The 18,461-nt window shown below is 39.7% G+C and carries 17 protein-coding genes; 8 read left to right on the forward strand and 9 right to left on the reverse strand.

The genetic code is table 11. The features are described 5' to 3' along the window. The 4 genes from QSE00_RS03935 to QSE00_RS03950 all read left to right on the forward strand — a co-directional run bounded on the left by QSE00_RS03935 (position 1) and on the right by QSE00_RS03950 (position 6,531). Positions 1-2,829 (forward strand): TonB-dependent receptor, encoded by a 2,829-nt coding sequence (locus tag QSE00_RS03935; RefSeq protein ID WP_286104927.1) that lies wholly within the window; start codon positions 1-3, stop codon positions 2,827-2,829. A gap of 170 nt (positions 2,830-2,999) precedes the next feature. Next, the gene (locus QSE00_RS03940) at positions 3,000-3,317 is read left to right on the forward strand and encodes a T9SS type A sorting domain-containing protein (protein WP_110354573.1); all 318 of its coding nucleotides are present in this window, start codon (positions 3,000-3,002) and stop codon (positions 3,315-3,317) included. Between the two features lie 182 nt (positions 3,318-3,499). Then, positions 3,500-3,823: a T9SS type A sorting domain-containing protein gene (locus QSE00_RS03945; protein WP_110354572.1), complete on the forward strand. Its 324-nt coding sequence runs from the start codon at positions 3,500-3,502 to the stop codon at positions 3,821-3,823. Positions 3,824-5,553: 1,730 nt separating this feature from the next. Continuing rightward, the gene (locus tag QSE00_RS03950) at positions 5,554-6,531 is read left to right on the forward strand and encodes a long-chain-fatty-acid--protein ligase (RefSeq protein ID WP_286104928.1); all 978 of its coding nucleotides are present in this window, start codon (positions 5,554-5,556) and stop codon (positions 6,529-6,531) included. Here the strand turns inward: QSE00_RS03950 and QSE00_RS03955 are convergent. The 4 genes from QSE00_RS03955 to tyrS form a co-directional block, all read right to left on the reverse strand. Beyond that, a complete protein-coding gene (locus QSE00_RS03955; RefSeq protein WP_286104929.1) occupies positions 6,526-7,056 on the reverse strand; it encodes a hypothetical protein in 531 nt (176 codons plus the stop codon). The two genes, QSE00_RS03950 and QSE00_RS03955, sit on opposite strands and share 6 nt — an antisense overlap. A 69-nt stretch (positions 7,057-7,125) precedes the next feature. Continuing rightward, positions 7,126-7,332, reverse strand: a complete 207-nt coding sequence (locus tag QSE00_RS03960; protein ID WP_286104930.1) for a helix-turn-helix domain-containing protein — start codon at positions 7,330-7,332, stop codon at positions 7,126-7,128. Positions 7,333-7,334: 2 nt separating this feature from the next. Beyond that, positions 7,335-7,919: a DUF2975 domain-containing protein gene (locus QSE00_RS03965; protein WP_286104931.1), complete on the reverse strand. Its 585-nt coding sequence runs from the start codon at positions 7,917-7,919 to the stop codon at positions 7,335-7,337. 97 nt (positions 7,920-8,016) lie between these two features. Then, positions 8,017-9,312: a tyrosine--tRNA ligase gene (gene tyrS / locus QSE00_RS03970; RefSeq protein WP_286104932.1), complete on the reverse strand. Its 1,296-nt coding sequence runs from the start codon at positions 9,310-9,312 to the stop codon at positions 8,017-8,019. 105 nt (positions 9,313-9,417) lie between these two features. On the opposite strand from tyrS, the gene QSE00_RS03975 reads away from it, so the two are divergent. Continuing rightward, positions 9,418-10,425, forward strand: a complete 1,008-nt coding sequence (locus QSE00_RS03975) for an NAD-dependent epimerase/dehydratase family protein (protein ID WP_286104933.1) — start codon at positions 9,418-9,420, stop codon at positions 10,423-10,425. On the opposite strand, the gene QSE00_RS03980 is transcribed toward QSE00_RS03975, so the two are convergent. The 3 genes from QSE00_RS03980 to QSE00_RS03990 are packed head-to-tail and all read right to left on the reverse strand — an operon-like array spanning position 10,406 to position 12,905. Then, positions 10,406-10,834, reverse strand: coding sequence for a DUF4296 domain-containing protein (locus QSE00_RS03980; protein WP_286104934.1), 429 nt, complete (start codon positions 10,832-10,834; stop codon positions 10,406-10,408). The genes QSE00_RS03975 and QSE00_RS03980 overlap by 20 nt on opposite strands. Next, entirely contained in the window at positions 10,834-12,174 is a 1,341-nt protein-coding gene (locus tag QSE00_RS03985) for a dihydroorotase (protein ID WP_286104935.1), read from the reverse strand. The genes QSE00_RS03980 and QSE00_RS03985 overlap by 1 nt, the downstream gene beginning before the upstream one ends. A 2-nt stretch (positions 12,175-12,176) precedes the next feature. Next, on the reverse strand, positions 12,177-12,905 hold the full coding sequence (locus QSE00_RS03990) for a polyprenol monophosphomannose synthase (RefSeq protein WP_110354565.1): 729 nt from the start codon (positions 12,903-12,905) through the stop codon (positions 12,177-12,179). 544 nt (positions 12,906-13,449) lie between these two features. Here QSE00_RS03990 and QSE00_RS03995 point away from each other — a divergent pair. Continuing rightward, entirely contained in the window at positions 13,450-14,115 is a 666-nt protein-coding gene (locus QSE00_RS03995) for a DUF4271 domain-containing protein (RefSeq protein ID WP_110354564.1), read from the forward strand. Further along, complete coding sequence (locus QSE00_RS04000) at positions 14,112-14,858, forward strand: uroporphyrinogen-III synthase (protein WP_110354563.1); 747 nt, start codon at positions 14,112-14,114, stop codon at positions 14,856-14,858. The genes QSE00_RS03995 and QSE00_RS04000 overlap by 4 nt, the downstream gene beginning before the upstream one ends. A gap of 72 nt (positions 14,859-14,930) precedes the next feature. Here QSE00_RS04000 and pckA read toward each other — a convergent pair whose 3' ends face one another. Next, the gene (gene pckA, locus QSE00_RS04005) at positions 14,931-16,547 is read right to left on the reverse strand and encodes a phosphoenolpyruvate carboxykinase (ATP) (RefSeq protein WP_286104936.1); all 1,617 of its coding nucleotides are present in this window, start codon (positions 16,545-16,547) and stop codon (positions 14,931-14,933) included. A 51-nt stretch (positions 16,548-16,598) separates the two neighbouring features. Then, complete coding sequence (locus QSE00_RS04010; protein WP_110354561.1) at positions 16,599-16,991, reverse strand: DUF423 domain-containing protein; 393 nt, start codon at positions 16,989-16,991, stop codon at positions 16,599-16,601. A gap of 77 nt (positions 16,992-17,068) precedes the next feature. Here QSE00_RS04010 and QSE00_RS04015 point away from each other — a divergent pair, with 77 nt between their 5' ends. Next, complete coding sequence (locus QSE00_RS04015; protein WP_286104937.1) at positions 17,069-18,442, forward strand: saccharopine dehydrogenase family protein; 1,374 nt, start codon at positions 17,069-17,071, stop codon at positions 18,440-18,442. Positions 18,443-18,461 lie beyond the last annotated feature (19 nt).

Below are 18,461 nucleotides of genomic sequence, written 5' to 3' on the forward strand. Positions count from 1 at the left end.
ATGAGATATTCACTTAGACTTTCAACTTTTACTTTTTTTATTTTTCAACTCATTTTTTCACAAACGGGCGAGGTAACGGGATCATTGATCGATGCAGATTTTCAAGACCCTGTACCCTTTGCCAACATTTTAGTTAAAGGTACCACCATAGGTACCACCTCAGATTTTGATGGCAATTACAAACTTACCCTTGAGGAGGGAAGCCACACCCTTACTTTTTCATTCCTTGGTTATAAAACTGTAGAAATTACCGATGTTCTCATTAAAGCGAACGAAGTAACCAACGTAAATGTTACCATGGAAACCCTGGCCGAAGGCCTTGATGAAGTGGTGGTATCCGTAAGCGTTAAAAAAAATACGGAAACTGCTGTTTTGGGTATACAGAAAAAAGCCGTTAACCTTTTGGACGGACTATCGGCCGAAGCCTTTAAAAAATCAGGCTCCAGCGATGTTGCCAGCGCCATAAAATCTGTGCCTGGCGTATCTGTTCAAGGCGGTAAATATGTTTATGTAAGGGGGCTTGGGGATAGGTATACCAAATCTATTCTGAACGGAGTGGACATTCCCGGTCTGGACCCAGATAGAAATACTATTCAGTTGGACATTTTTCCTACCAACATCATAGACAATATATTGGTACTTAAATCGGCTTCCGCAGATTTACCTGCAGATTTTACTGGTGGCATCGTGAATATCGTAACCAAGGACTACCCCACAAAAAAGGAACACAGTATTTCCCTTAGCGGAAGTTACAATCCCGATATGCACTTTAACGAAAACTATTTGGACTACAAGGGCAGTTCTACAGATTTCCTAGGATTCGACAATGGTAACCGCGCTGTTCCCATTAACCGGAATCAGGATATTCCCAACACTTTTGAGTACAATCCATTATTAACGGCAATTACCAAAAAGTTTAATCCTGTGCTCTCGGCAATGAAAGCAAATAGTGCCATGGACTATAGTTTTGGGTTTACTACGGGCAATCAATACAATGTTGGCGAAGGTGAGAATAGATTGGGCTTTTTGGCTTCCCTATCCTATAAAAATACCACTACCTTCTATGAAGGGGCGGAAAACAATTTCTATAGGAGAAATGCGGACACCTCCGTATTTGAACTGGAAACCGATAGGACGCAAACAGGGGATTTAGGCAGAAATAATGTTTTGGTCAGCGGTTTGTTAGGGACTTCCTTTAAAACCGGGAAATCCAAATACAAACTAAACATACTCCACTTACAGAACGGGGAGTCTACGGCCGGTTATTTTAGTCAGACCCTTAATTTTTCAGACTTTGTGAATTTCTCAAAAGATAACTTGGAATATACACAACGTTCCATCACCAACGCATTGCTGAGCGGAATACACTCCAGCGAAGATGCTTCATGGACTACGGAATGGGCACTTTCCCCTACGCTATCCAAAATTCAGGACAAAGATATCAGAACAACATCATTTAGGGTAGAGGACGGAGTTTATTCCATTCCACAGAACAACCAGCCAAAAAGAATCTGGAGGGATTTGGAAGAAATAAATGCAGTTGCCAAATTGGATCTTACCAAAAAATATGATTTTCTGGAAAAAGACGCCAAATTAAAATTTGGTGCCTATGGTTCCTACAAGAATAGGAATTTTGGCATATTGAACTTTGAGATCGAGAACAATGGATCCACTACCAAGTTCAATGGTATTGCAGACAACATCCTTTTGGAAGAAAACCTTTGGACCGTCAACAACAATTCCGGTTCCTATATTGACCCGGACATCTCGGTGGCCGAACCGGCCAACACCTACGAGGCTGCCCAACAAAATATAGCAGGTTATGTATCCAACGAGTTTAAACTGGGACAAAAATTAAGAACTATCCTTGGTGTTAGGGTGGAGAAGTTCGAATCCAAATATACCGGAGAGGACAACAAGGACATCAATGACCCTGAAAAGATTATCTATGATAATGAAACCATCATAGATAAGTTTGATCTTTTTCCCACAGCCAATTTAATCTATGAACTTACAGAAGATGTCAATTTAAGGGGATCCTATTCCCGCACTACCGCAAGACCTTCTTTTAAGGAAGCTTCCATTGCCAAGATCTTTGACCCATTATCCAACAACACCTTCATAGGTAATATTGATTTGGATCCTACTTACATCAACAATTTCGATTTTAGGGTTGAATGGTTTGGTGAAAGTGCAGAGATGATCGCATTGAGCAGTTTTTACAAAAAATTCACCGACCCCATTGAACTTACGTACTTTGAATCTTCATCCGATAACTTTACCCCACAAAACTTGGGTGATGCGGACGTAATTGGATTGGAATTTGAACTAAGGAAAAATTTAGGGTTCCTTGCAGCAGCACTTCAAAATTTTAGTCTAAACGTAAATACCTCCATCATTAAATCTACCCAAGTTTATAGCGAAAGCGAGCGTACTTTAAGAACACTGGGACTAAGGGATGGGGAAACCTTGGGCAATGACCGGGAACTACAGGGACAATCCCCATTCCTTATCAATTCCGGTTTAAATTACGAAGGTGCCGAAAACGGTGTTCAAATGGGAATGAACTACAATGTTCAGGGAAAAACATTACAGGTGGTTGGTAACGGATTTGTACCGGATGTGTATACCATGCCCTTTCACAATTTAAACTTTAACTTCTCCAAAAGCTTTGGCGAAAACCAAAATCAGAGCCTAAGTTTTAAAATAAGCAATATCTTGGGCGATGACGTGGAAAGCGAGTATGAATCCTTCAAGGCGCAAAATCAGACTTTCTCCAAAAGAAGCCCCGGAAGGTCATTCTCCATAGGATACAATATAAAATTCTAAAAAGTTTATTTCCATTTTGAAAAAAAAGAGGTCGAGTTCCATGTTTTTTAACATATAATTCGGCCTCTTTTTGCATTTCATCGAATTTTTGAGTATAAATTTAGCTCCCGACAATGTGCTGCACCTAAAATTCTTACATTTACGGTATATTATTTGTTGTTAAAGTTTCTATGAAGCAACTCTACTTAGTTATAGCCTTACTCTTTATCTCTATTTCCTTTGGACAGGAACCCAAAGGAAATGCTGGGGGTGGGGATATTCCTGGGTTTAAGATATATCCCAATCCTGTTACCAATGGCAGGGTGTATATTAGCACTTCCCTGAACGCTCCTAAACAGATTTTAATTTTCGATATTTTTGGATCCAAGGTACTGGAAACCACTATTATTGGTTCGGAATTGAATGTCAACGATTTGGATGCTGGTGTCTATATGCTCAGGGTCAACGAAAAAAACAAAATAGCTACGAGAAAGTTGATTATAAAATAGCCTTTCCCAAATTAACAACAGCTCAATACTTCCTTAATCACCTCATTTTCAGGTCTTATTATCCCAATACAACTATTAAAAAAGGGTTACACATACAAAAAACACCCTTTTGCAACATTTATTACCACTTATTGCCGTGTTTACCTACATTTACTGTATTGATCCCAAATCAATGCTAACCTATGAAAATATTTTACACCCTACTGTTCGTGGTATTTTCTATGGCCGTTTCTGCACAGGAATTCGTTGAAGAACCTGCAGACAGAAATGCCCCGGCCAATACGTTTAAATTATACCCTAATCCGGCATATCAGGAGGTAGTTTATATTACCACTAAACATAATGGAATAAAGGACGTTGTAATCTATGATGTTTTTGGAACCATTGTCTTGGAAGACCGGATAAGCAATACGCTTTTAAATATATCCAAATTGGCACCGGGAGTTTATGTCTTACAAATTACCGAAGACAGGGTTAAGATGACCAGAAAATTGGTCGTGAAATAAGCCTTTCAGAAGGTACATTCTTCTTTCTACACCCTTCCCTAATATAACTATTTAAACGTCCAATAGTAGGAATACGGGAAGGGAGAATTAAATCTATACCAATAAAAGGTATTAAACCTCAGGGCAAGCCTGTCTGCCAAAAAAGGCGGGATTAGTTCAACTTGCAATTTTAAGTGCGTCCTCCTGACTTCTCAAAATTGAGTTTCACTAATAGGAATCGACCCTAGGGGCGAGGTATTGTACATGGATCCCGCCGAAAAGGGCGGGATTAGTTCAACTTGCAATTTTAAGTGCGTCCTCCTGACTTCTTAAAATTGAGTTTCACTAATAAAGACACTGCATTTTGGCTTGGTTTTCCGCAAGGGATCCCGGAGCGTATTTTGACGTTCATGAAAGGTAAAAAGTGTCTTGAAAAGGAGCTATTTTAGCGCGCCAAAAAGGGGGGGGATCCAATCTGTTTTCCCTATTTTTATATACGGCTTATATACGGCTTATCTATGGCTTATCTACGAGGGAAGATATTACCCATGTTCCGTTAAATTTTTTTCTTAAGCGGCTATTCAAAAAATGATTCGAAAAAGCATCCATAAAATAAAAGGTATTAAACCTAGATCCCGCCGGAAAAGGCGGGATTAGTTCAACTTGCAATTTTAAGTGCGTCTTACCGACTTCCCAAAATTGAGTTTCACTAATAGGAATCGACCCTAGGGGCGAGGTATTGTACATGGATCCCGCCGAAAAGTGCGGGATTAGTTCAACTTGCAATTTTAAGTGCGTCCTCCTGACTTCTTAAAATTGAGTTTCACTAATAAAGACACTGCATTTTGGCTTGGTTTTCCGCAAGGGATCCCGGAGCGTATTTTGACGTTCATGAAAGGTAAAAAGTGTCTTGAAAAGGAGCTATTTTAGCGCGCCAAAAAGGGGTGGATATAGCCTTTTTTTCCCTATTTTCATATACGGCCTATATACGGCTTATCTATGGCTTATCTACGGCTTATCCCCGGACAAGACATTAACCCAAGTTCCGCTGAGTTTTTTTCCTGCCCTGCTATTCAAAAAATGATTCGAAAAAGCATCCATAAAATAAAAGGTATTAAACCTAGATCCCGCCGAAAAGGGCGGGATTAGTTCAACTTGCAATTTTAAGTGCGTCCTCCTGACTTCTTAAAATTGAGTTTCACTAATAGGAATCGACCCTAGGGGCGAGGTATTGTACATGGATCCCGCCGGAAAAGGCGGGATTAGTTCAACTTGCAATTTTAAGTGCGTCCTCCTGACTTCTTAAAATTGAGTTTCACTAATAAAGACACTGCATTTTGGCTTGGTTTTCCGCAAGGGATCCCGGAGCGTATTTTGACGTTCATGAAAGGTAAAAAGTGTCTTGAAAAGGAGCTATTTTAGCGCGCCAAAAAGGGGTGGATATAGCCTTTTTTTCCCTATTTTCATATACGGCCTATATACGGCTTATCTATGGCTTATCTACGAGGGAAGATATTACCCATGTTCCGTTAAATTTTTTTCTTAAGCGGCTATTCAAAAAATGATTCGAAAAAGCATCCATAAAATAAAAGGTATTGAACCTAGATCCCGCCGGAAAAGGCGGGATTAGTTCAACTTGCAATTTTAAGTGCGTCCTCCTGACTTCTTAAAATTGAGTTTCACTAATAAAACCATAAAATAAGGTTTCCACTATGTTGTTATCATTACTTTTGTAGTAGTTGATTTACAATATGCCTCTCGAAAATATTTTTACAATTTCAACGGAAGAAGAGTTCAATGCCCTGGCATTGAAGACATTTCAGGTCCAATTTCGCGAAAACTTGGTGTACAGGGAATTTTGTCGACATCTAGGAAAAAGTGTGTCCTCCGTTAAAACTATTGAAGATATTCCCTTTCTACCGATAGAATTTTTTAAATCCAAAAAAGTAATTTGCGGTTCATTTGAGCCCCGGATAACCTTTACCAGCAGTGGCACTACAGGAAGCGAAGTAAGCAAGCATTATGTAAAAAGTGTTGAGCTGTATGAGAATAGTTATCTATCCGCCTTCAGACAGTTTTATGGGGAAATAGAGGACTATTGTGTATTGGCCTTATTGCCCTCCTATCTGGAAAGGGAGGGATCTTCCTTAATCTATATGGCCAACGATCTCATCAATAAAAGTAGACATCCGGAAAGTGGCTTTTATTTGGATGATATTGACCGTTTACAAAAGACCATGGTCGACCTGGATGGCCATAACACCAAAATATTACTGCTGGGTGTTTCCTTTGCACTATTGGATATGGCCGAAAGATTCCAATTAAATCTAAAGAATACCATTGTCATGGAAACCGGAGGCATGAAGGGACGAAAAAAGGAATTGATCCGGGAGGAATTGCACCAACTCTTAAAAAAAGGGTTTGGGGTGCCGACTATCCATTCGGAATATGGAATGACAGAGTTATTGTCCCAAGCCTATTCCCAAGGCAATGGCCGTTTCCTTTCCCCTAAATGGATGAAAGTCTTGACAAGAGAAACCGAAGACCCTTTAAGCTTGCAGAAAGAGGGTAGAACGGGAGGTGTAAATATCATAGACCTGGCCAACATACACTCCTGCAGCTTCATTGCCACCCAGGATTTGGGCAAGGTACATACCGACGGAAGTTTTGAAATATTGGGCAGGTTTGACCATTCCGATATTAGAGGCTGCAATTTAATGGTATTATAAACCCAAGATCTTGGCATCCACAAAAAAGGTAGTGGCTATGTTTATTTCATAATCCGACGACAAAAACTCATCGGTTACCGTTTTTAGCCTTAAGGTATAAGTATCCTTTTTAATATATTCCTTTAAATCCTCAGCCGTGGTAACCAATTCCAACTGTTCCCCGGCAGTGGCCGATACGTCTTCGTTCCAAGCTATTTTAATCTCCGGCAAATCTTCTGCGGACATATAAATAATAATCGATTCCAAAAAACTGAAATCCTCCCCTTCAGGAGCCTCAACCGTCATCACCAATTTCTTCAGGACAATTTCTTCTATTAGATCCTTTCTAGTATCATTCACCTCAAATTCTGCAGATGAATTGGTCTCTTTTTCAGGGGTAAAGATATCAAAAGGCAAATCCACCCCTGTTGTTGAAGGTATTACCACCGTCTGATCATAATCCATATCAAATTTGGTAAGCTCGTCCAATTTATCACAAGAACTAAAAAGTCCCACCAAGGCAAACAACATAAAATACTTCTTCATAATATCCAATTGTATTGGACTAACGAAAATATATAGGATTTATTGAGTAATAGCCAGGACTAAATCGCCCTATTCTTCGTTATATTCCAAAATATCACCCGGTTGACAAGCCAAAACTTGGCAAATGGCATCCAAGGTTGAAAACCTGATTGCCCTTGCCTTCCCGTTTTTTAGTATTGATATATTTGCCATAGTCAACCCCACCCTTTCCGAAAGCTCGGTAACCGACATCTTTCTTTTCGCCAACATAACATCCAGATTTATAATTATGGCCATTTCTAAACGGTGAGTTCATTATCCTCTGACAACTGATTACCTTCCTTAAAGATCTCAGCCATCACAAAAGCCAATAACATTAGAACTAATGGCAAAAAGGCTATACTTATAATGCTTATCCGACCTTGTTCAAAACCAAATACAGAAACACTAAATAAGAGAAACAGGACAAAAAAGTATTTACCCAATCTTATGAAAGACCTTACATTCCCTATTTTAAAAGTTTGAATTTTTTTAACCGACTCTACCACCATTTCAAACTCCTTAAAACTTAGGAATACCAAAACTAGAATGATGGAATATTTAATAAACAGCATAAATAGTGAGCCAGTAGTTAATTTATCCAATGTAAATACTTTATCATCCTCTGGAGCCACCTCTCCATCAAGTCGCCATTTGTTCTTGGTAGTAATACCCAACCCAGGGCTTTCATCTATATTTATCTGAAAGTCCATGGCATTATAACTATCGCGATCCACTTGAATATAAATCAATAAGGTGCTCATAGCCAAGAAAAGTAAAACACAAAGTATTTTGCAAAACCTGCATAGGAGAATTACCACATTGAGCAATCTATTTTTTGTCATAATCCTTATATTAAATCTTCTTGAAAATTAATATAAAAATATCGATAAACAATATATAATTATCATTTATCAACAAATGTTTTCATTTGTGGAACTATTAGGCGATTACCAGCACAAAATAATTCTTCTTCCCGCGCTGCAACAAAACAAATTTATTGTTGATCAGATCTTCTGAAGAAATGATATAATCCTCTTTGACTTTTTCCTTATTAACGGAAATGGAATTTTGTTTCAATTCGCGCCTAGCTTCCCCATTCGAAGCTAAAAAACCTGTTTTCGCCGCCAAGGCCGCAATCATATCCAGGCCATTGTTTATGTCCTCTTTGGATACCTCCGCCTGTGGTACACCTTCAAACACTTCCAAAAATGTCTTTTCATTAAGCTTTTTCAAATCGCTCGAGGTAGATTTTCCAAAGAGGATGTCACTTGCCTTTACGGCATTGTCCAAATCTTCCCGGGAATGTACCATTACCGTAACCTCATCGGCCAAACGCTTTTGAAGGACCCTTAAATGCGGGGCTTCATGGTGGGTTTTTACCAAATTTTCTATTTCGTCCTTTGGTAAAAAGGTGAAAATTTTAATATATTTTTCGGCATCCCCATCCGAGGTGTTCAGCCAATATTGATAAAATTTATAAGGAGATGTTCTTTCCGGATCCAACCAAATATTCCCCCCTTCAGATTTCCCAAATTTGGTGCCATCGGCCTTTGTAATCAATGGACAGGTAAGGGCAAATCCCTTTCCGCCTCCTATTCTACGAATAAGTTCCGTACCTGTGGTAATATTTCCCCATTGATCACTACCCCCCATTTGCAGGGTACAATTATACTCTTTGTACAGGTGTAAAAAATCATACCCCTGAACCAATTGATAGGTAAATTCGGTAAAGGACATTCCTTCCTTGGCTTCGGCCGATAAACGTTTTTTTACAGAATCCTTGGCCATCATATAATTTACCGTAATGTGCTTTCCTACATCCCGTATAAATTCCAAAAAGGAAAAACCCTTCATCCAATCATAGTTGTTTACCAGTACGGCACTGTTATCCTTTCCGTTATTAAAATCCAAAAAACGGGAAAGTTGTGCTTTTATGCCGGCCTGGTTATGTGCCAAAGTGGCCTCATCCAAAAGGTTCCGCTCTGTAGATTTTCCAGAGGGATCACCGATCATACCGGTTGCCCCACCGATCAACGCATAAGGCTTATGGCCTGCCAACTGAAAATGGCGAAGCATCATAACGCCAACCAAATGTCCAATATGTAGTGAGTCTGCTGTTGGGTCTATGCCCACATAGGCCGATTGCATCCCACTTAACAAATGTTCTTCCGTACCGGGCATTGCATCGTGCAACATTCCTCTCCAAGTTAATTCTTCTACAAAGTTCGTAGTCATGCTTAAGATCTTCTAATTCAATAATTGTGGCAAATATAAAATAATAGGTTGTTTAACTCCTCCCATAAACGGAATAAATTGGAGGCAATTGAGTAAATTAGCGCTATGATTTTAGTTACAGGAGGAACAGGTTTGGTAGGAGCGCACCTTCTTTTGCACTTATTGCAAACAGGTGCCACGGTAAAAGCCATCCATAGAGAAAAGAGCAACCTAAGGGAGGTTGAAAAGGTATTTGGATATTACACCGACCAAGCGCAGGAACTGTTTCAAAAAATTGAATGGGTAAAGGCCGATCTCACGGACCTACCTGCCCTGGAAATAGCTTTTGAAAACGTGACCCATGTTTATCATTGTGCGGCCTTAATTTCTTTTAACCCCAATGACTATGACCTATTGCGCTCGGTAAATTATGAAGGCACCAAAAATATTGTCAATCTTTGTATTGCCAAGGGTGTTAAAAAGTTGTGCTATACCAGTTCTATTGGCGCCATAGGGAGAACAGTAGGTAACCAAGAGGCTACTGAAGAAACGGATTGGACCAGCCAACAAAGCAATGTATACGCCATTACCAAGATGGATGCCGAACTGGAAGTTTGGAGGGGAGCACAGGAAAACGTTCCTGTGGTTATTGTAAACCCAGGGGTTATTTTAGGGCCTGGATTCTGGGAAACGGGAACCGGAGTTTTATTTAAAACCGCTTATAAGGCCCGTAAATATTATCCGCCGGGAGGAACCGGTTTCGTTACGGTCAGTGATGTAGTCAAGGTCATGACGCAGTTAATGCAGTCTTCCATAATCAATGAAAAGTTTATCCTCGTGGCCCAAAATCTGACCTACCAAGAAATGCTAACAATGATTACAAAGGCCTTTGGCAAACCAGCCCCAAGCAGGGTAATCAAATTTTGGCAATTAGAGGTGTTTAGGAGATTGGATTGGCTTAGAAATATTTTCTGGAACAGCGGAAGAAAACTTACCAAAAATTCGATTCAATCTTTGCGTAAAAACCAATTGTTCAGTGCGGACAAGATCCAAAAACAATTAGGGCACTCCTTTGAAGCCTTGGACAGCGCCATTGAGCTATCCTGCAAAAAATTTATGGAAGAGAATCCTTAGAACCCACTGGCTTTTTTTTAGTATTGGGATTCAACTTTTCTTTAGCCTCCTTTATAGAATCTTGTTTCTGCTGCCTTTTTTCTTCAAAGAACTTTTCATCCCGCTCCAATCTATCCTTTACCTTCGTATAGATGGCCTCGTACTCAGTAGGAATGGAGGCATAATACGTATCACTTTTTACAAATTGAACACTGTCTATCCCATACTTGTTATAGATATAGGCCATAGGCTGTATATCATATTCGTTTAAAGTGCTTTCATTTATTATTTTTCCGGCATTTAATAATGCCACGTCGTATAAAATGGTGGCCATTTTATCTTCCGGGATAAGGTTTTCCGGTTTCTCCACTACCTTTTCATTACATGAAAGCAGCAACCCCAGGAAAATAACAATTACATATTTTAGCATTAGTCTCTATTAAAAGTTAACCTCATGGCTTTTCGCTCTTGCGAAAAATTACCATTCCCATAGGCCAAATGGCCATTTACAAAAGTATGGGTTATCCTGGATTTGAACGAATTTCCTTCAAAAGGGGACCATCCACATTTATAGGCTATATTTTCCTTGGTCACTTTCCAGGAATCATTAAGATCCAAGACCACCAAATCGGCATAATATCCCTCCCGAATAAAACCACGTTTTTTTATCTGGAACAATTTAGCCGGATTATGGCACATTTTCTCCACAATTTTCTCCAAGCTTATCTGTCCACTATGAAACCTCTCCAACATTGCCGGCAAGGCATGTTGCACCAAAGGGCCTCCAGAGGGAGCGGAAGTGTACACATTGTTCTTTTCCTCCAAGGTATGCGGTGCATGGTCCGTGGCAATAACATCTATTCGATCGTCCAATAAAGCCTCCCAAAGTTGTCTCCTGTCCGTTGCCGTTTTAACGGCTGGATTCCATTTAATTAAGGTTCCCTTGGCATCGTAGTCCTCATCCGAAAACCAAAGATGGTGAATACAGACCTCAGCTGTAATTTTTTTATCCTCTAGCGGGATATCATTCCTAAAAAGCTCCGTTTCCTTTCCAGTGGAAAGGTGAAAAACGTGAAATCTTGCCCCAGTTTTTTTGGCCAAGGCAATGGCCCTGGAAGAAGAAAGATAACAGGCTTCGGCACTTCTGATCAAAGGATGGTATTTTAAAGGGATATCGTCTCCAAACTGCTCTTTATATTTGGCCAGGTTGGCCTTAATTGTGGACTCATCCTCGCAATGTGCAGAAATGACCATCTCGGTATTCCTAAATATTTTTTCGATCACCTCTTCATTGTCTACCAACATATTCCCCGTAGAGGAACCTAAAAAGAGTTTAATCCCGGAACAGGCTTTCTTGTCCAATTTCTTGATCTCTTCCAAATTATCATTGGTTCCTCCGAATAAAAAAGAGTAATTGGCAAAGGCAGAATTTCTCGCTATTTCAAACTTATCCTCCAAAGCCTCAATGGTAGTAGTTTGCGGATTGGTGTTGGGCTGTTCCATAAAGGAAGTTATTCCGCCGGCTACCGCTGCCCTACTTTCCGTAGCAATGGTACCCTTATGGGTGAGACCGGGCTCCCTAAAATGTACTTGATCGTCTATGGCCCCCGGTATAACATACTTGCCTTTCAAATCCATTACCTTCACTGCGCCCTCCGATGAAATCCGATCCTCGATTTTTAGAATAAGCTCATCCTCCAGCAGTATATCGGCAGGGAATATTCTATTGTCGTTAACGACCGTAGCGTTTTTTAAAAGTATTCTTCCCATCTTTAAAACTTCTTTTTGTGAAACAAACTTCGCAACTTCATCTGCAGTACCCCAAACACGGCTTCATTGATAATGGAAGCGCTCATTTTGGATTTCCCCCTGATTCTATCGGTAAAAATAATAGGCACCTCCTGAATTTTATACTTTTGAAGATGGGCCCTGAACTTCATTTCTATTTGAAACGCATAGCCAATAAATTTAATGGAATCCAAATTGATGGTTTCCAAGACCTTTCTCCTATAACAAACAAATCCGGCCGTAGGATCGTCTACCTTCATACCTGTTATCAACTTAACGTAAAAGGAGGCTCCATAGGACAACAATATTCTGTGCAAGGGCCAATTTACCACATTGATTCCCTTTTTGTACCGCGACCCTACGGCCACGTCCGCCCCATCCATACATGCCTGTCGCAGTCTTATAAGATCTGCAGGGGCATGCGAGAAATCGGCATCCATCTCAAAAATATATTCATATTTTTTTTCTATGGCCCATTTAAAACCGTGGATATAGGCTGTTCCCAAGCCAAATTTATCCTGTCTTACCTCTAAAAATAGTTTATTAAAACATTGATCCTGCAGAGCTTTTACCGCTTCAGCTGTGCCGTCCGGCGAATTATCATCTACAACCAGTATATGAAAATCCTGCTCCAAAGCAAAGACGGAATGAATAATGAGCTCAATGTTTTCAATTTCATTGAAGGTAGGAATAATGACCAAGCTATCCGCCATCTTAGGTATTGCAATTTTAGCAAAAATAGTATTTTAAAAACTGTAGGGAAATATCAGGGAAGTTTTATGATTTTTTTAAAGATTACATTTAGGGACAAATGTATGGTTTTGACCTCCGTTTGGAGCACCTGGACAAGACCTTTGCAATTCTACCGAAAAAATAGGCCAGATTGGATTATATTTGATGCGTGACCAATGACCAAGTGTTTTTAAAAGGGGAAAGAGTTCCTATAAACCCAATGGCATTGGCCTTCACGGGCTTATTTCACAGCCTGAAATGGTTTCTTATCTTTTTCCATGGATTTGGCTCTAAAAAAGCTTAGGTTTGGACTGATTTATCCAATCGCCCTGAAAAATGGCAAGTATCCCGAGTCCGGCCCATAGGATTCTATTATTTGGCCAATGGCACTAAAGGAGCCCAAATGTACGTTGTTAACAATAATGCCGCCAAAGCATAGGGCCATGCGTAACATGAAGATCGGGAGGGATATTTTGAAATTTGATTTTTTTGGATATATCGGGAAATAAAAACTAGACCGTATAAATGGAAGCAATATTAAGAAATGTGCATACCGTAGATTGGATAACCATTATCCTATTTTCCAGTATTTTTTTTATGGTGCTTGCCAAAACCATTTTTTATAGCCGTTTCCTCAACTATATCATCCTACCTTTCAACAACAAATATATCTTCCTTTACCAAAAGAAAGACAAACTCTTTAATTGGTTTAGTATTATTTTCAGCATTTTCCAATTGCTTAATTTTTCCCTTTTCCTGTATTTTACCTATATAATTTTTTTTAAGATTCCAGAAGAGCAACAGTTTGTTGCATACGGCATTATTTTTATAACGCTTTTATTATTTTTTACCATAAAGATTCTCCTGCAACTGGGCAACGGTATAATTTTCAATATCAATAAGATCATTTCCGAGATAATTTTTAAAAAACTCTCCTACCTTAACTATAGTGGTATTGTAATGTTATTTGCCAATCTTCTATTAAATTATGTTTTCAAGGAATCAAAAGCAGTTATTTTTATAAGTCTTTTATTGGTATTCCTAATAAACGTCATTGGTTGGATAACAACATTGAGAAATCATCAAAAATTCATCGCCAGTAATTTTGTGTATTTTATTTTGTACCTTTGCGCTCTTGAAATAGCTCCAATTATTATAGTTGGAAACTATCTAATAGATCGAAACCTATGAAAGTAAAAACGATTTTGGTTTCACAGCCAGAACCCAAGATGGAAAATTCTCCCTACTCCAAACTTATTGATAAGGAGAAAATAAAGGTAGATTTTAGACCTTTTATCCACGTGGAAGGTGTTGATGCAAAAATGGTCCGACAACAAAAAATTGACCTTAAAAATTTTACCGCCATTATACTCACCAGTAGGAATGCGGTGGATCATTTTTTTAGGATTGCGGAGGAAATGAGGTTTAAGGTACCAGATACCATGAAATATTTTTGTCAATCAGAGGCAGTAGCCTACTATTTACAAAAGTACGTTGTATACCGTAAGCGTAAAATTTATGTTGGGAAAATGAATTTTCCAGATTTAAATTCTTTGTTCAAGAAATATAAGGACGAAAAATTTTTATTGCCATCCTCAGATGTTCTTAAACCGATAGTTCCCGAAACTTTGAATAGTCTGGGAATAGATTGGACCAGGGGCATATTTTACAAAACTGTAATTAGTGATCTTTCCGATTTAAGGGATGTGTACTATGATGTATTGGTATTCTTTAGTCCGTCCGGAATAGAATCATTGCTAAAGAATTTCCCTGATTTTAAGCAGAACGAAACCAGAATAGCTGTATTTGGAAATTCAACGGTCAAAGCGGCCACGGAAGCGGGCCTAAGAATAGATATTCAGGCTCCCACCCCGGAAACGCCGTCCATGACCATGGCACTACAGAGGTACATTACTAGTGTAAACAAGAAGTAATTATTGCCAAAGAAGTAATTGGGCAATACACCATTATTAAAAACCCCGAGGCAAGCCTCGGGGTTTTTTCTTTTAGAATGCATATCGTTGCGGCCCTCCACGCCGTATTTCCTCATTGGCATAGGCCTCAAATTTTTTAAAGTTTTCCCGAAAGGCATTGGTTAATTTAAAGGCCGTTTTGTAATAGGCCTTGTCATTATTCCAGGTTGCCCGTGGACTTAACACACTGGTGGGAACTCCTGGGCATTCCCTAGGCTGTGCCACACCAAAAACGGAGTGGATGTGGTATTTATCATAACTGTACAATCCCAATTCGCCACTTAAGGCCGCATGGATCATCGCCCTGGTATATTTCAATTTCATTCTGGTACCCACCCCATAAGGGCCACCGGTCCAGCCAGTATTTACCAACCAAACGTTTACCCCTGCATCCAACATTTTTTTACTGAGCATTTCTGCGTATTTCGTAGGGTGCAATGGCATGAACGGTGCACCAAAACAAGCAGAAAAACTGGGTACTGGCTCCACCACCCCTGCCTCGGTACCGGCCACCTTGGCCGTATATCCGGAAATAAAATGATAGGCAGCCTGACTGGGGGTCAGTTTGGAAATAGGGGGCAATACCCCAAAGGCATCCGCAGTTAAAAAGAAAATATTCCTCGGATTCTTACCAATGGACGGCACCTGTATATTGTCTATATTATAAATGGGATAACTTACCCTGGTATTTTGGGTAATGGAGGTATTTGCAAAGTCTACAACCCCATTGGCATCCAGGATCACATTCTCCAAGAGCGCCCCTTTCTTTATAGCTCCGTAAATTTCAGGCTCATTTTCTTCCGAAAGATTAATGACTTTGGCGTAACACCCTCCCTCAAAATTAAAAACGGTATTCTCCTTGGTCCACCCATGTTCATCATCCCCTATCAATTTTCTATGTGGATCCGCCGATAAGGTAGTCTTACCAGTACCTGAAAGTCCGAAAAAGATAGCAGTGTCCCCATCCTCGCCTACATTGGCCGAACAATGCATGGGAAGGCAATTCTTAAATACTGGAAGTATAAAATTCAATGCCGAGAATATTCCCTTTTTAATTTCCCCGGTATATCCGGTTCCTCCTATCAATACAATTTTTCGAGTAAAATTCAAAATAGCAAAATTATGCTGTCTTGTCCCGTCCTCCTTTGCATTGGCCATAAACCCGGGTGCATTGATTACCGTCCATTCCGGATCAAAATCGATCAACTCCTCTTCCGTAGGCCTTAAGAACATATTATAGGCAAACATATTGGACCATGGGTATTCTGTGATGACCCTAATGTTCATCCTATAATCATCGTCGGCACAGGCAAAGCAATCCCTTACATAAAGCTCCCTTTTATTAAGATAGTTGATAACCTTGTCGTAAAGGGCATCAAACTTTTCACTTTCAAAGGGTATATTCACATTTCCCCACCAAATTTTATCGGCCGTAATATCATCCTTAACAATAAACCTGTCCATTGGGGACCTGCCTGTAAATTCTCCCGTATCAATAGCCAAAGCTCCTGTAGACGAGGTGGTGCCCATTCCTTTTTCCACGGTAATTTCATGTAGCCTTGAAGGTGATAATTGATAATGGATTTTTGTATTGGCTATACCATACGTCTCCAGCGCAATCGATTTAGTTGAGGGTGTTGATGAATTCATAATAGTTAAGTTTTATTAGAAAAATATAAGTGCTCTATGAGCTTGTTAGTTTCAATTTGATGGCTTTTGATTTAGAACCCTTATGCCCAAAAGTAGCCATCCCGTCACTAGGAGGACACCTCCGAGCGGAGTCAATAACGCCAATTTCTTGAAGTCAAAACTAAACAATTCATTAAGGGCCAATAAGTAAATTGAAAAAGAGAAACATACCACTCCAGCCACGATAAAATAATAAACTGTCTTTTTGCGTTCGTTTATCAATACGTTGCAACCGCCCAAAATCATAAGGAACAAGGCATGGTACATCTGGTATCTGACTCCGGTTTCAAAGGTTTCTATGGCTTTGGCGTCAATCATTTTTTCCAAACCATGTGCCCCAAAAGCCCCCAAAAGAACGGCTGTTAGACCAAAAAATACACCTGTACCGAAAATTGTTTTGTTCATAACTTTAAAGGTCTTATTTCTTACAAATATAACAATTTGATACCTTAGTAACCGTAAAATTGAAAAGCAAAAAACCAATGCGTCGAAAAATACTTGTTGTGGGCAGCGGAAAATCCACTGCATATTTGTTGGATTATTTATTGCAAAAAGCGGAGGCTGAAAATTTACATATTACTATATGCGACCTAAATCCGGAAGCCCTTCCTGAGAGAATAAAATTAGACCCCTCCTGCACAGTATTTAAATTGGATATCTTCAATGATAGGGAAAGAAGTAAGGTCATAGAGCAGTCGGATATTGTCATATCCATGCTCCCTGCCCGCTTTCATATCAAGGTAGCCGTGGATTGCATTCAATTTTCAAAACATTTGGTTACTGCCTCCTATATCAGCGATGACATATTGGCGTTGGACCAACAGGCCAAGGAAAAAGGTCTAGTTTTTATGAATGAAATTGGTTTGGATCCCGGTATAGACCACATGAGCGCCATGCAGGTAATAGATAATATTAGGAAACGCGGCGGTAAAATAATTCTCTTCGAATCTTTCACTGGAGGATTGGTAGCCCCGGAAAGCGACAACAACCTGTGGAACTATAAATTTACTTGGAACCCCAGAAATGTTGTACTGGCCGGCCAGGGGGGTGTGGCAAAATTTATTCAGGAAGGCACCTACAAATACATTCCCTATCACAAGCTATTTAGAAGGACCGAATTCCTGGATGTAGAGGGTTACGGGAAGTTTGAAGTGTACGCCAATAGGGACTCTCTAAAATACAGGGAAGCCTATGGCCTGGACAATGTGCTAACCCTCTATAGGGGTACTATGAGAAGGGTGGGCTTTTCCAAGGCGTGGAATATGTTCGTCCAATTGGGCATGACCGATGACAGCTATACCATTGAGAATTCAGAAGGAATGTCTTACCGCGAATTTGTGAACCTATTTCTACCCTATTCCCCTACCAATACGGTAGAACTAAAACTGAGGCATTATCTTAAAATAGATCAGGACGATATAATGTGGGAAAAATTAATGGAATTGCGCTTATTTGATTCGAATAGGAAAATTGAATTAAAAAACGCTACCCCCGCACAAATTTTACAAAAAATTTTGGAGGACAGCTGGACCTTGGGCCATACGGACAAGGATATGATTGTTATGTACCATAAATTTGGGTACGAGCTTCATGGAAAAAAAGAACAGATAGATTCCAATACAGTGGTTATCGGGGAAGACAGGACCTATACTGCAATGGCCAAAACCGTTGGGTTACCGGTAGCCATGGCCACCTTGTTGATATTAAACAAAAAAATCACTACCCCTGGGGTACAATTACCATTAAGACAGGAGGTCTACGAACCTATATTAAAGCAACTTAAAAGCTATGGAATCCACTTTAAGGAGTACCAGGTCCCTTACCTGGGTTATAATCCAGATTCTGTTGCTAGTTAAGATGTAAAACCATTTTGGT

Origin of the sequence: Arenibacter flavimaris (assembly GCF_030291335.1) — a bacterium.
GTDB lineage: Bacteria > Bacteroidota > Bacteroidia > Flavobacteriales > Flavobacteriaceae > Arenibacter.